Source organism: Sphingomonas hankyongi, from assembly GCF_023516575.1.
Taxonomy (GTDB): domain Bacteria; phylum Pseudomonadota; class Alphaproteobacteria; order Sphingomonadales; family Sphingomonadaceae; genus Sphingomicrobium; species Sphingomicrobium hankyongi.
Window position 1 is genome coordinate 300,701 of record NZ_JAMGBE010000002.1, and the last position, 13,381, is coordinate 314,081.

The window sequence follows — 13,381 nt, forward strand, 5'->3', positions numbered from 1 at the left end:
TTACTTGCTTGCTCTCAGAGGCTCCAGCCGCAGCAGCCGTCCGCCGGGTCCGTCTTCGAGGAGATAGACCTCGCCACCCGGGCCCTGGTCCACGGCACGGATGCGATGGCCCATGCTCCACTGGTCGGCCTTGCGCGCCGTGCCGCCATCGATGTCGGCGCGGATCAACGCCTCACCGGACAGAGCTCCGATCAGCGCATCGCCTTTCCACTGCGGGAACAGGTCGCCGGAGTAGATCAGCAACGACCCAGGGCTGATCGACGGGTTCCACCAGAGCTTGGGCTCCTCGAACCCGCGGCTCTTGTGATCGTCGGGAATATCGCGCCCGTCGTAATGCGAACCGTACGATACCCGCGGCCAGCCGTAATTCTTGCCGGCGACGATCAGATTGAGCTCATCGCCGCCGCGCGGACCCATTTCGGTTTCCCAGAACCGGCCATCCGGCGCGAACGCCAGGCCCAGTGCGTTGCGGTGCCCCATGGTGAAGAAGCGGCCGCCGATCCGCTGGCCTTCAGCGGTCAGGTGAATGATCTTGCCGAGGTCGCTGTTGGGATCCTGCGCTGGATCGAACTGGAAGCGTTCGCCCGAAGATACATAGATCGTCCCGTCGGGGGCGAAGGCAATGCGTTGCGAGTAATGGGCACCGCCGCTGACCTTCGGCGTCTGTCGCCAGATCACCTTGAAGCCCTCCAGCCGCGGCTCACCCTGGCCGAGAATGAGCCGGCCATAGCCTAAGGCGCCGCCGCTGGTCCCGTCCGGTCCGGACTCGCTGAAGCTCAGATAGACACGCTGGTTGCCAGCGAAGTCCGGGTGGGCGACGACGTCGGCGAGGCCGCCCTGCCCTTCGACATGAGCGCGCGGACCTCCAAGAACCTGCTGCCTCTTGCCCGTTCGCACGTCGACGAGCCAAAGCGCGCTGCGCTTTTCCGTCACCAGCGCCATGTTGGTCAGGGGCACTCCGGACCCGGGCAAGAAGGCCATGGCCCAAGGCTCATTGAAGGTCGCGACCTCGGTCACGCTGAACGGCCGGCCGTCCCCGGCCTGAGAAGGCGCGGAGCCGCAGGCGGCGACCACGAAATAAAGGGCAGCTATTAAGCGTCTGCTCATCGAAACTATTCCTTACGCGTAACGGAGTCGCTAGGCGGCTCCAACTGAATAAGGCCTTGCATGCAAGTCTGCAGCCTACTCTCGCTCGCGACGGCGGTTCCGCCGAACGTGATTCAGCAGCCGCAGGCCAAGGCGACTGCAAGGGAAGCCTTTGGCCGCAAGGCGCTCTTCGACAGGCTGTCGGGCGTGTTCGACAATGCGGGGATCGCAAAGCGCCATATCGTCGCTCCGCACGACTGGTACACGGGCAACCATGGCTGGCACGATCGCAACAACCTCTACCTCGAGGCCGCCGAGCAATTGTTCATGGCCGCTGCAAGCGCGGCCATTGAAAAGGCCGGGCTGAAGCCCGACGAAATCGACGGAATAGTCACCGTATCCACAACCGGCATCGCCACCCCCAGCCTGGAAGCGCGCACCGGGCCGCGGCTCGGCCTCCGTTCCGATGTTCGCCGCGTCCCGGTGTTCGGTCTGGGCTGCGCCGGTGGCGTGAGCGGGCTGGCCGCAGCGGCGCGCATGGCTTCGGCCGAGCCGGGCACCAACTGGCTGTTCGTCACGGTCGAGACCTGCTCAATCTCGATTCGGCTGGACAGCGATGACCCAGCCGCCGTCGTCGCGACTGCCCTGTTCGGAGACGGGGCCGCCGCGGCCGTGGTCTCCAGCGGCGAGCACAGTCTCGCGCGCATCGTCGGATCGGCCGAGAAGCTCTGGCCGGATACCCAGCGCATCATGGGTTGGGATGTGGAAGATCCCGGCCTTGCCGTCGTCTTCGACCGCGCGATCCCGCCGTTCATCGAAGCCGAGCTCGCCCAGGCCGTCGACGATATGTGCGCAGGCCTCGGCACCTCCCGGGACGAGATCGACCGATTCTGCTGTCATCCGGGAGGCGTCAAGGTCATCGATGCCATCGAGACCGCACTGGAGCTGCCTCAGGGTGAGCTGAACATCGAGCGCGAGGTGCTCAACGATTATGGGAACATGAGCGCGCCGACGGTCATGTTCGTGCTCGAGCGCCTGCTCGAGCGAGGGCTTCCGAACCGCGTCATGATGACCGCCTTCGGGCCCGGCTTCACCTGCGCCGGTTTGCTGCTGGAAGCCGCTTGACCCTCGGCATCCTGGTCCTCGCATTGGTGACGGCGGAGCGGCTCTTCGAGCTTTGGCTGTCCAACCGCAATACGCGGCGCCTGCTTGCGGACGGCGCCAAGGAATATGGGAGACGGCATTATCCGTGGATCGTCGCCGTCCATGTTCTATGGCTCGCCTCTATGTGGTGGCTAGCGCCTGGGCGCCCGCTGAATTTCTTCTGGCTCGGCATTTACCTGCTGCTCCAGGCTGGCCGAGCATGGACGCTCAGCACGCTCGGGTCGCGCTGGACAACGCGCATCATCGTGCTTCCGCAGGCGCCGCTGGTGCGAAGCGGCCCCTATCGCTGGGTCAACCATCCGAATTATGTCGTCGTGGTCGGCGAAATCGCCGTGCTGCCGTTGGTATTCGGCTTCTGGGACCTCGCCATCCTCTTCAGCCTGTTGAACGCCGCGGTCCTGTCCGTACGCATCCGCGAGGAGAATAAGGCGCTGGGCCGCGGCTGATCGCGAAGCCGCGAAGCATTGCTTGCGGACACCTGGCTTCCCGCTTATATCGCAGCTCTCTCCTCGACATCGCCAGATGCCTGAGGCTGGGGCCACTCGGCTCCGGTCCGAGAGACTTTGTAAGTATCTTGAGAAGGAAATCGGGTGACCGACATCGCCGGACTGCAACGTCTGATCGAGCCAGAGGTGAAGCGCCTCGGCTATGATCTCGTGCGCGTGCAGATGATCGGCGGCGCATCCGATCCGACGCTCCAGGTGATGGCCGAACGGCCGGACACGCGGCAGCTCGACATCACCGATTGCGAGGCGATCTCCCGCAGCCTTTCCGAGATGCTCGACGCGTCCGATCCCATCGAAGGGAGCTATCGGCTCGAGGTCAGCTCGCCCGGCATCGACCGGCCGCTCACCCGTCTCAAGGACTTCGCCGATTGGAGCGGCCACGAAGCGCGCGTCGGGCTCGCCGAACCGCGCAACGGCCGCAAGCAATTCTCCGGGACGCTCGAAGGACTAGACGGTGAGACCGTCAGGCTCACAGACAAGAGCGGCGAGGCGCACGCCCTGCCCTTTTCCGAAATCGCCTCGGCCAAGCTGCTCTTGACCGACAAGCTCATCAACGCCACCGCGCCGCTCAGCACTGAAGGCGCAGACACCATAGAGACCGTAGAGGAACAAGAATAATGGCCACCGCACCCGCTGCCGTCAGCGCCAACAAGGCAGAGTTGCTCGCGATCGCCGACGCCGTCGCGCGCGAGAAGCTGATCGACAAGGGCATCGTCATCGAAGCGATGGAGGACGCGATCCAGCGCGCCGCCCGCGCCCGCTACGGCGCCGAGAACGACATTCGCGCCAAGCTCGACCCCAACAGCGGCGACCTCCGCCTGTGGCGGGTGCTCGAAGTCGTCGAAGAGGTCGAGGACCACTTCAAGCAGATCGACACCAAGGGCGCGCAGAAGCTGCAGAAGGGTGCGGCCGTGGGCGACTTCATCGTCGACCCGCTGCCCCCGATCGAGTTCGGACGTATCGCCGCCCAGGCCGCCAAGCAGGTGATCTTCCAGAAGGTCCGCGATGCCGAGCGCGAGCGTCAGTTCGAGGAGTTCAAGGACCGCACGAGCGAGATCATCACCGGCGTGGTGAAGCGCGTCGAGTTCGGCCACGTGGTCGTGGACCTCGGCCGAGCGGAGGGCGTCATCCGCCGCGACCAGCAGATCCCGCGCGAGATGGTGCGCGTCGGCGACCGCATCCGTTCGCTGATCATGGCTGTGCGCCGCGAAGCACGCGGCCCACAGATCTTCCTGTCACGCGCACATCCCGACTTCATGAAGAAGCTGTTCGCGCAGGAAGTGCCCGAGATTTACGATGGGATCATCGAGATCAAGGCGGCCGCCCGCGACCCCGGGAGCCGCGCCAAGATCGGCGTCATCAGCCACGACAGCTCGATCGACCCGGTCGGCGCATGCGTCGGCATGAAGGGCAGCCGCGTCCAGGCCGTCGTCCAGGAACTCCAGGGTGAGAAGATCGACATCATCCCCTGGTCGCAGGACCTGGCGACATTCGTCGTCAACGCGCTCCAGCCGGCGACCGTCAGCCGCGTCGTAATCGACGAGGAAGAAGGCCGGATCGAGGTCGTCGTTCCCGATGACCAGCTGAGCCTTGCGATCGGCCGCCGCGGCCAGAACGTCCGCCTGGCCTCGCAGCTCACGACTTCGCAGATCGACATCCTTACCGAGGCCGACGCGAGCGAGAAGCGCCAGCGCGAATTCGTCGAGCGGTCGGAGATGTTCCAGAACGAGCTGGACGTCGACGAGACGCTTTCGCAGCTGCTGGTTGCCGAAGGTTTCACGAGCCTGGAAGAAGTCGCCTACGTCCCGGTCGACGAGATCGCATCAATCGAAGGCCTGGACGACGAGATTGCGTCGGAGCTTCAGAGCCGCGCGGGCGAGGCGCTCGAACGGCGCGAAGCCGCTTCGCGCGAAGAGCGCCGCAAGCTCGGCGTCGATGACGCGCTTGCCGAGATCCCGCACCTGACCGAGCAGATGCTCGTGACGCTGGGCAAGGCCAATATCCGCACGCTCGACGACCTCGCCGACCTCGCAACCGACGAGTTGATCCAGAAGAAGCGTGTCGAGCCCCGCCGCCGCGAGCCGAGCAACCGGCCGGAGGACAAGGGCGGAATCCTGTCAGAGTACGGCCTGAGCGAAGAGCAGGGCAATGAGATCATCATGGCCGCCCGCGCCCACTGGTTCGAGGACGAGGCCCCGGCTGCAACCGAGGAGGACGCGGTTGCGGGCGAGGAGCAATGATCCGCTAGACGCGCACGTTCCGGAGCGCACCTGCATCCTCTCGCGGCGGACCGCACCGCGCGAGGAGCTGATCCGGCTCGCGCTCGGACCGAATGGCGAGGTAGCACCCGATGTCAGGGCCCGCGCGCCAGGCCGCGGCGCGTGGATCGGAGTGTCTCGCGCCGAGCTCGACCAGGCGAACGCGAAGGGAAAGCTGAAGCCGGCGCTCCAGCGTGCGCTCAAGACCAATGAGCTGCAGGTTCCCGCCGACCTTGGCGAGCGCACCGAGCAGGCGCTGCGCCGAGCGGCGCTCGACCGGCTCGGCATGGAAGCGCGCGCGGGCAACCTCATCAATGGCGCTGAACGCGTCGAGACGGCCGCGCGCGCGGGCAAGGCGCACATGCTGGTTCACGCGGCCGATGCTGGCGAGGATGGCCGCAAAGCGCTCGATCAGGCCTGGCGGGTTGGTGGAGGCGGTCCGCAGGGGATGATATTCCCGGAGGGACGCACTATCTTGTCGATGGCACTGGGCCGCGAAAATGTGGTACATGCTGCCCTGACCGATCCCGCTGCCGCTTCGCGTGTCTCCCACGCGATTGCCCGGTGGCGGGCATTCACTGGCCCCGATCGTGGTCTGGAAGGCGGCGAACCCGCCTTGAGGACCGGCTCGGCTGACGAAGATTTGACGAAGGAATAGAATGGCAGACCAGACCGAAAAACCGAAGCTTGGCACCCGGCCGCCGCTGGGCCTCAAGCGCACGGTCGAGACTGGCAAGGTGAAGCAGAGCTTCAGCCACGGGCGCTCGAACACGGTTGTGGTCGAGGTCAAGAAGCGCCGCATCCTGGGCCGCCCGGGCGAGGCTCCGCCCCCCGAGACGCCTGCGCCAGCTGCCGAAGCGCCTGCCCCGGCGCCCGCGCCCGCTCCAAAGGCCGCGCCGCAACCGCGCAAGCCGTCTGCTGCCGACGAGATGACCGCGCGCAAGGAGATGCAGGCCAAGCTTCTTCGCGAGGCGGAGGAATCGCGTCTTACCGCGCTCGAGGAGGCACGCCGCCGCGAGGAGCGCACGAAGGTCGAGCAGAGCGAGGAAGAGCGCCGCCGAGCCGAAGAGAACCGTAAGGCCGAAGAGGCAGCGGCCGAGCAAGCTCGCCTGGCGGCCGAAGAAGAGGCACGCCTGGCAGCCGAGGCTGCCGCGGCTCCGCAACCCGAAGCGCCTGCCGCGACCGAACAGGATGACAAGGCGGCCACCGCCCGCCGTCCGAGCGGGCATGCGCCTGCTCCGCGCCGCCCTGAGCCCGCGCGCCCGAGCCGCGGTCGCGGCGACGAGCATCGCCAGCGCGGCAAGCTGACGGTTTCCCGCGCGCTGTCCGGTGAGGACGACAGTCGAGCCCGCTCGCTGGCCGCGCTTCGCCGCGCCCGCGAGAAGGAAAAGCGCCACCATATGGAGGCCGGTCCTTCGACGAAGCAGGTACGCGACGTGGTTGTGCCGGAAGCGATCACCGTCCAGGATCTTGCCAACCGCATGGCCGAGCGCGGCGCCGACCTCGTCAAGGCGCTCTTCAAGATGGGCATGCCCGTCACGCTCACCCAGACCATCGACCAGGATACGGCCGAGCTGCTCGTTACCGAGTTCGGTCACCGCATCACTCGCGTCAGCGAGAGCGACGTCGACATCGACACGTCGATCGACGTGGATGCGGACGAGACGCTGCAGCCCCGTCCGCCAGTCGTGACCATCATGGGGCACGTCGATCACGGCAAAACCTCGCTGCTCGACGCGATCCGCGGGGCCAATGTTGTCTCCGGCGAGGCAGGCGGCATTACGCAGCACATCGGCGCCTACCAAGTTGCGCTGCCGGACAAGTCCAAAGTCACCTTCCTCGATACGCCAGGCCACGAGGCGTTCACGGAGATGCGTGCCCGCGGCGCCAACGTCACGGACATCGTCATCCTGGTGGTCGCCGCCGACGATGGGCTGAAGCCGCAGACGATCGAGGCAATCAATCACACCAAGGCCGCCGGCGTTCCGATGATCGTCGCGATCAACAAGATCGATAAGCCGGAAGCCAAGCCGCAGAAGGTCCGCGAGGAGCTTCTGCAGCACGAGATCATCGTCGAAGACATGGGCGGCGAAGTTCAGGACGTCGAAGTCTCGGCCAAGAACGGGACCAATCTCGACAAGTTGCTGGAAGCGATCCAGTTGCAGGCGGAAATCCTCGAGCTCAAGGCCAATCCCGACCGCAGCGCCGAAGGCACCGTCGTCGAAGCGAAGCTCGACAAGGGCCGAGGGCCGCTTGCGACCGTGCTGGTTCAGCGCGGGACCCTGCGCGTCGGCGATGTGATCGTCGTCGGCGCGGCGTCGGGCAAGGTGCGCGCCATGCTCAATGACAAGGGTCAGCAGGTGAAGGAGGCCGGCCCGTCGGTGCCGGTCGAAGTCCTGGGTCTCGGCGCGGTGCCTGCCGCGGGCGACCAGCTCACGGTCGTCGAGAACGAGGCCCGGGCACGCGAAGTGGCCGCCTATCGCCAGGGTGTTCTCGACAAGAAGCGCACCACTTCTGCCCCGGTCACCCTCGAAAATATGTTCGCGACGCATGCGTCGACGACCAAGGAGCTTCCGCTGGTCATCAAGGCCGACGTTCAGGGCTCAGTCGAAGCGATCGTCAGCGCGCTCAATAAACTGTCCACCGACGAGATCCGTGTGCGTGTGCTTCATTCGGGCGTGGGGGCGATCACCGAAAGCGATGTCACGCTCGCGGCATCTACGGGTGCGCCGATCATCGGCTTCAACGTCCGGCCGAACTCCAAGGCGCGCGAGGTTGCGGACCGCAACAAGGTCGAGTTCCGCTACTACGATGTCATCTATCACCTCACCGATTGGGTGAAGGGCGCCATGGCCGGCGAGCTCGGCCCGGAGATCATCGAGACGGTGGTCGGACGCGCCAAGGTCCACGAAGTGTTCCCGGCCGGCAAGAAGGACAAGGCAGCAGGCCTGCTGGTGCTCGAAGGCGTCATCCGCAAGGGACTCAATGCACGCCTCACGCGCGAAGATGTCATCGTCTCCAAGACGACGATCAGCTCGCTGCGACGCTTCAAGGACGACGTGGCGGAAGTCACCTCGGGCCTGGAGTGCGGTGTGCTCCTCGCGGATACCAATGACATCAAGCCGGGTGACTCGCTCGAAGTATTCGAGGTCGAGGAGCGCGCGCGGACGCTGTAAATGCGTCGTCAGGAAACAGCAGAAGGGCGCTCAGTCCGCCTGCTTCGCGTCGGCGAGCAGGTACGCCACATCCTGAGCGAGTTGCTACAGCGCGGTGACATCCATGACGACGTGCTGCAGTCGCATCTCGTCAGTGTCACCGAGGTGCGGATGTCGCCGGACCTGCGTCATGCGACGGTGTTCGTGAAGCCGCTGCTCGGCCAGGACGAGGAGGCGGTGCTGAAAGCGCTGCGTCAGAACACCGCTTACTTGCAGCGCGAGGTCGCCCACCGGGTGCGGATGAAATATGCCGCGAAGCTCAAGTTCGTCGCCGACGAGAGCTTCGACGAGGGCGGTCATATCGACCGCCTGCTCCGCTCCGAGCATGTCGCGCAGGATCTGGGCGAGGAATGATCGATGTTGTGCGGCTCGCCGAGCCGATGACCGGCGATGGCTGCCGCGCCGAACTATTCAACGAAGAGCATCGTCAGGCTCTCAAGTCTGCCTGCGCTGAAGATCGCGATATCTGGGCGATTTACGCGAACAATTTCGGACCCGACGGGTTCGACGAGAGCATCGACTTCTATACTTCGAACCCCCGCAACTTCACATTCGTCCTGTTCGCAGGTGACGAACTCGCGGGCATGTCGAGCTTCCTCGGCATCGACGAAGCACGACAGGCGCTCGAGATCGGCGGGACTTATTACCGCCCGCACCTACGCGGCACCGGCTTCAACCGCCGCGTCAAGGACATGATGCTCGCCCGCGCCTTCGACCGCGGGGTCCGGCGCGTCGAGTTCCGCGTCGATCGCCGCAATGTGAGAAGCCAGGCCGCGATGAAGAAAATCGGCGCCGTCCGCGAAGGCGTCCTGCGCGCCGACCGCATCACCTGGAACGGACATGTGCGCGACACCGTGCTATTCGCGATCCTGAAGAACGAATGGCAATGAGACTTTTAGCTGCTTTCTTGATGATTGCGCTGGCCACCGCAGCGCAAGCCTCTCCGTTGACCGTCCGTCCCGGCGAAAGCTGGCTGTTCACAGTCAAGGACGGCCAGCCTGTCGATGCGCGGCGCGCGGAGGCGACTGCCAAGCCTTCCAAAGGGCAGGTCATGGTGACGGTGCGTGCTGTCTTTGGCACGACGATGGTCGCCACCAACAACAGCGCCACGGGCTATATCTTCAACGCCGAATTGATGAGCGGCACCAAGGCGACGGCAGCACGGACCTGCACCCTCCCCGCTGGCAACAAGCCGATACTGGAGCAATGGGACCGCAAGGCGGACTCGGTCCGGATCAGCAATTTCCGCGCGGCAGGAAACGAAGGCCGCTGCTAGGGGGCTGATCAGCATGCTCCACGGCTGGATCATCCTGGACAAGCCGATCGGTCTCGGCTCGACGACCGCGGTTTCCGCGGTGAAGCGCATCCTTCGCCAGGCGGACGAGCCGAAGACGAAGGTCGGGCATGGAGGAACGCTCGACCCGCTGGCGAGCGGAGTCCTTCCGATCGCGTTGGGCGAAGCGACGAAGATCTGCGGCCGCATGCTCGACGCGACCAAGGAATATGACTTTACGATCCGGTTCGGCACGGAGACCGACACGCTCGATGCCGAAGGCAGCGTAGTGGCGATGAGCGAAGCGCGCCCGGGCATCCCTGAAGTCGAGGCAGTGCTGCCGCGATTTATCGGTGAGATCGAGCAAGTCCCACCGACCTTCTCGGCCCTGAAGATCGAAGGCAAGGCAGCCTATGCGAGGGCGCGTGCCGGTGAGCAGGTTGCACTGAAAGCTCGGACGGTAACAATTCGAACGCTGCGCCTTTCCAACGCGTCGAAGGACGCCGTCACTCTCTCGGCCGACGTTTCCAAGGGCACATACATACGCAGCCTTGCGCGCGACATCGCGCATGCGCTTGGAACCGTCGGTCATGTTTCCTATCTCAGACGCACGCGTGCGGGGCCGTTCACGCTCGAACAGGCCGTTTCGCTGGACTTTCTCGAAGAAACCGCTAAGGCCCGCGCACTCGATGGGGCGGTCTTGCCGCTGGAAGCGGCGCTGGACGACATCCCGGCCCTCCCCGTCACCCCCGACCAGGCTCAGCTGCTCCGCCACGGACAGCGCTTGGCCGGGTTCCCCGTACAGCCGGGGCTTGGACTTGCAACGCTGGAGGGAACTCCCGTGGCACTGATCGAAGCTTCGGCCGACGGCCTCAAGGTCGTCCGGGGGTTCAACCTATAGAGACAAAGGAGTGAAACGATGTCGATTACTGCGGAGCGCAAGGAAGCGCTCATCAAGGAGCATGCGCGCGGGTCTGCGGATACCGGTTCTCCTGAGGTCCAGGTCGCAATTCTGACCGAGCGCATCACCAACCTTACCCAGCATTTCAAGACGCACGCGAAGGATAATCACTCGCGCCGCGGCCTTCTGATGCTGGTCAATCAGCGCCGCTCGCTGCTGGATTATCTCCGCCGCAAGGATGAGCAGCGCTACACCGACCTCATCGCGAAGCTCGGCCTTCGCAAGTGACGAAAAGCCGCCCGGCGGGCGGCTTTTTGGCATCCTGAATTCGTTTCAGGATCCAGTCTAGGCTCCTGCCTTCGCAGGAGCACAACAAGTGCAGTCCCGCAATTCGGCGGGGCGCAGTGGGGCTTATCAAGCGCCCCGACCGAGGCGAGCCGGACAGCTCGCCAGATGATGACCCGGCAGGCATCCGGCCGCCGGCGAAGGAAAGCAAATGTTCGATACCAAGACTGTAGAAATCGAGTGGGGCGGAAAGACCCTCAAGCTCGAAACGGGCCGCGTTGCCCGCCAGGCCGATGGCGCGGTGCTCGCGACCCTCGGCGAAACCGTCGTCCTCTGCGCAGTGACGGCCGCCAAGTCGGTCAAGCCGGGGCAGGACTTCTTCCCGCTGACCGTCCACTACCAGGAAAAGTTCTCGGCCGCCGGGCGCATCCCGGGCGGCTTCTTCAAGCGTGAGCGCGGCGCGACCGAAAAGGAAACGCTGACCAGCCGCCTCATCGACCGTCCGGTTCGCCCCCTCTTCCCCGAGGGTTTCTACAACGAGATCCTCGTGATCGCGCAGGTCCTCTCCTACGACGGCGAGAACGAGCCCGATGTGTTGGCGATGATCGCCGCGTCGGCTGCGCTGACGCTGTCGGGCGTCCCCTTCATGGGTCCCATCGGCGCCGCGCGCGTCGGCTTCGACACTGAGGGTCAGTACATCCTCAATCCGACCCAGACGCAGGTCAGCGAAGGCCGCCTCGACCTCGTCGTCGCCGGCACCCGCGACGCTGTGATGATGGTCGAATCCGAGGCCAAGGAGCTCTCCGAAGAGGAGATGCTCGGCGCGGTGATGTTCGCGCACAAGTCGATGCAGGATGTCATCGGTGCGATCATCAAGCTTGCAGAGCAGGCCGCGAAGGATCCGTGGGAGCTCGCCGCCTCCGCCGACAAGGCGTCGATCAAGGGCAAGCTCAAGGACCTGATCGGCAAGGACATCGAGGCTGCCTACAAGCTCACGAGCAAGTCGGAGCGCTCAAGTGCCCTCAATGCCGCTCGCGAGAAGGCATCCGAAGCCTTCGCCGAAAGCGAGCCGCAGGAGCAACTGGTCGCTTCCAAGCTCGTGAAGAGCCTCGAGGCCGACATCGTCCGCGGTGCGATCCTGAAGGAAGGCCGCCGTATCGACGGACGCGACACCAAGACGGTGCGCCCGATCGAAGCGATCGTGGGCTTCCTCCCGCGCACGCACGGCTCCGCCCTGTTCACGCGCGGCGAGACGCAGGCGATCTGCACCACCACGCTGGGCACCAAGGAAGCCGAGCAGATGATCGATGGCCTGGAGGGCCTCTCCTACCAGCGCTTCATGCTGCACTATAACTTCCCGCCCTATTCGGTCGGCGAAGTCGGCCGCTTCGGCGCCCCCGGGCGCCGCGAGGTCGGTCACGGCAAGCTCGCCTGGCGCGCTCTTCGCCCGATGCTGCCGAGTGCGGAGGATTTCCCGTACACGATCCGCGTTCTGTCAGACATCACCGAGTCCAACGGCTCGTCGTCGATGGCGACGGTCTGCGGCGGATCGCTCTCGATGATGGATGCGGGTGTTCCGCTGAAGCGACCGGTCTCCGGTATCGCCATGGGCCTGATCCTCGAAGGCAAGGACTTCGCGGTGATCAGCGACATCCTCGGCGACGAGGATCACCTCGGCGACATGGACTTCAAGGTTGCCGGCACGTCCGAGGGCATCACCTCCCTGCAGATGGACATCAAGATCGCCGGAATCACCGAGGAGATCATGCGCACCGCCCTCGCACAGGCGAAGGAAGGCCGCGCCCACATCCTCGGCGAAATGGCCAGGGCGCTCGACCACACGCGTGAAGAGCTCAGCGCGCATGCGCCGCGCATCGAGACGATGCAGATCCCGAAGGACAAGATCCGCGACGTCATCGGCACGGGCGGAAAGGTGATCCGCGAGATCGTCGCCGAAACCGGCGCCAAGGTCGACATCGACGACGACGGCACGATCAAGATCGCGTCCTCGGACCTGTCGCAGATCGAGGCCGCCCGCAACTGGATCAAGGGCATCGTCGCCGAGCCGGAGCCCGGCACCATCTACACCGGCAAGGTGGCGAGCATCGTCGATTTCGGCGCGTTCGTGACCTTCATGCCCGGCAAGGACGGGCTGGTCCACGTGTCCGAGATCAAGAACGAGCGGGTCGAGAATGTCCGCGACGTCCTGAGCGAAGGCCAGGAGGTCAAGGTCAAGCTGCTCGAGGTCGACCAGCGCGGCAAGGTCCGCCTGTCGATGCGTCTCGTCGACCAGGAGACCGGCGAAGAGCTCGAAGACACCCGCCCCCCGCGCGAACCCCGTGAGGGTGGCGACCGCGGACCCCGCGGTGACCGCGGCGACCGTGGCCGTCATGGGCGTGGCGATCGCGACCGTGGACCGCGGCGTGACCGCGGCGACCGTGGCCCCAGGGGCGAAGGACGCGGCGATCGCGACGACCGTGGCCCCAGGGGCGAAGGACGTGGAGACCGCGGACCACGCCGGGACCGTGAAGGCGGCGAAGGCGGCGGGCGCGAACAGCGCGAGCCGGAATTCTCACCGGCGTTCCTGACGGGCGAAGGGGAAGACTAAGCTTTCCGCCCAGAGGCGACTGTAACATTAGGCCCCGCGAGCAATCGCGGGGCCTTTTCTTTGCCTGCTCATCCCCCCGACCCGC

The 13,381-nt window shown here is 65.3% G+C and carries 13 protein-coding genes; 12 read left to right on the plus strand and 1 reads right to left on the minus strand.

The window, feature by feature from the left end; translation table 11 throughout:
* A complete protein-coding gene (locus LZ538_RS06205) occupies positions 1–1,107 on the minus strand; it encodes a PQQ-dependent sugar dehydrogenase (protein ID WP_249831134.1) in 1,107 nt (368 codons plus the stop codon).
* A gap of 60 nt (positions 1,108–1,167) precedes the next feature.
* Here LZ538_RS06205 and LZ538_RS06210 point away from each other — a divergent pair, with 60 nt between their 5' ends.
* The 12 genes from LZ538_RS06210 (at position 1,168) to pnp (ending at position 13,296) form a co-directional block, all read left to right on the plus strand.
* Positions 1,168–2,211, plus strand: coding sequence for a type III polyketide synthase (locus tag LZ538_RS06210; RefSeq protein ID WP_249831135.1), 1,044 nt, complete (start codon positions 1,168–1,170; stop codon positions 2,209–2,211).
* Complete coding sequence (locus tag LZ538_RS06215; protein WP_249831136.1) at positions 2,208–2,696, plus strand: isoprenylcysteine carboxyl methyltransferase family protein; 489 nt, start codon at positions 2,208–2,210, stop codon at positions 2,694–2,696. Before LZ538_RS06210 ends, LZ538_RS06215 begins: the two co-directional genes overlap by 4 nt.
* Before the next feature lie 144 nt (positions 2,697–2,840).
* Positions 2,841–3,374 (plus strand): ribosome maturation protein RimP, encoded by a 534-nt coding sequence (rimP, locus tag LZ538_RS06220; protein WP_249831137.1) that lies wholly within the window; start codon positions 2,841–2,843, stop codon positions 3,372–3,374.
* On the plus strand, positions 3,374–4,996 hold the full coding sequence (nusA, locus tag LZ538_RS06225) for a transcription termination factor NusA (protein ID WP_249831138.1): 1,623 nt from the start codon (positions 3,374–3,376) through the stop codon (positions 4,994–4,996). Before rimP ends, nusA begins: the two co-directional genes overlap by 1 nt.
* The gene (locus LZ538_RS06230; RefSeq protein ID WP_249831139.1) at positions 4,977–5,672 is read left to right on the plus strand and encodes a DUF448 domain-containing protein; all 696 of its coding nucleotides are present in this window, start codon (positions 4,977–4,979) and stop codon (positions 5,670–5,672) included. Before nusA ends, LZ538_RS06230 begins: the two co-directional genes overlap by 20 nt.
* Position 5,673: 1 nt before the next feature.
* Positions 5,674–8,190, plus strand: a complete 2,517-nt coding sequence (infB, locus tag LZ538_RS06235) for a translation initiation factor IF-2 (protein WP_249831140.1) — start codon at positions 5,674–5,676, stop codon at positions 8,188–8,190.
* Positions 8,191–8,583: a 30S ribosome-binding factor RbfA gene (gene rbfA, locus LZ538_RS06240; protein ID WP_249831141.1), complete on the plus strand. Its 393-nt coding sequence runs from the start codon at positions 8,191–8,193 to the stop codon at positions 8,581–8,583. It abuts the gene before it with no gap.
* The gene (locus tag LZ538_RS06245) at positions 8,580–9,119 is read left to right on the plus strand and encodes a GNAT family N-acetyltransferase (RefSeq protein ID WP_249831142.1); all 540 of its coding nucleotides are present in this window, start codon (positions 8,580–8,582) and stop codon (positions 9,117–9,119) included. The genes rbfA and LZ538_RS06245 overlap by 4 nt, the downstream gene beginning before the upstream one ends.
* Positions 9,120–9,139: 20 nt before the next feature.
* Positions 9,140–9,505, plus strand: a complete 366-nt coding sequence (locus LZ538_RS06250; RefSeq protein WP_249831143.1) for a hypothetical protein — start codon at positions 9,140–9,142, stop codon at positions 9,503–9,505.
* A 13-nt stretch (positions 9,506–9,518) separates the two neighbouring features.
* Positions 9,519–10,403 carry a tRNA pseudouridine(55) synthase TruB gene (gene truB / locus LZ538_RS06255; protein WP_249831144.1) on the plus strand — a complete coding sequence of 295 codons (885 nt, stop codon included), beginning with the start codon at positions 9,519–9,521 and terminating at the stop codon, positions 10,401–10,403.
* An 18-nt stretch (positions 10,404–10,421) separates the two neighbouring features.
* Positions 10,422–10,691 (plus strand): 30S ribosomal protein S15, encoded by a 270-nt coding sequence (rpsO, locus tag LZ538_RS06260; RefSeq protein WP_249831145.1) that lies wholly within the window; start codon positions 10,422–10,424, stop codon positions 10,689–10,691.
* Between the two features lie 208 nt (positions 10,692–10,899).
* Positions 10,900–13,296: a polyribonucleotide nucleotidyltransferase gene (pnp, locus tag LZ538_RS06265; RefSeq protein ID WP_249831146.1), complete on the plus strand. Its 2,397-nt coding sequence runs from the start codon at positions 10,900–10,902 to the stop codon at positions 13,294–13,296.
* Positions 13,297–13,381 lie beyond the last annotated feature (85 nt).

What these genes read in the sequence shown, in the direction of transcription:
- LZ538_RS06210 (WP_249831135.1), top strand. Translation starts at nt 1,168, where the DNA reads ATGCAAGTCTGCAGCCTACTCTCGCTCGCGACGGCGGTTCCGCCGAAC.
- rbfA (WP_249831141.1), top strand. Translation starts at nt 8,191, where the DNA reads ATGCGTCGTCAGGAAACAGCAGAAGGGCGCTCAGTCCGCCTGCTTCGC.
- pnp (WP_249831146.1), top strand. Translation starts at nt 10,900, where the DNA reads ATGTTCGATACCAAGACTGTAGAAATCGAGTGGGGCGGAAAGACCCTC.
- truB (WP_249831144.1), top strand. Translation starts at nt 9,519, where the DNA reads ATGCTCCACGGCTGGATCATCCTGGACAAGCCGATCGGTCTCGGCTCG.
- LZ538_RS06245 (WP_249831142.1), top strand. Translation starts at nt 8,580, where the DNA reads ATGATCGATGTTGTGCGGCTCGCCGAGCCGATGACCGGCGATGGCTGC.
- LZ538_RS06250 (WP_249831143.1), top strand. Translation starts at nt 9,140, where the DNA reads ATGATTGCGCTGGCCACCGCAGCGCAAGCCTCTCCGTTGACCGTCCGT.
- rpsO (WP_249831145.1), top strand. Translation starts at nt 10,422, where the DNA reads ATGTCGATTACTGCGGAGCGCAAGGAAGCGCTCATCAAGGAGCATGCG.
- LZ538_RS06205 (WP_249831134.1), bottom strand. Translation starts at nt 1,107, where the DNA reads ATGAGCAGACGCTTAATAGCTGCCCTTTATTTCGTGGTCGCCGCCTGC.
- nusA (WP_249831138.1), top strand. Translation starts at nt 3,374, where the DNA reads ATGGCCACCGCACCCGCTGCCGTCAGCGCCAACAAGGCAGAGTTGCTC.
- infB (WP_249831140.1), top strand. Translation starts at nt 5,674, where the DNA reads ATGGCAGACCAGACCGAAAAACCGAAGCTTGGCACCCGGCCGCCGCTG.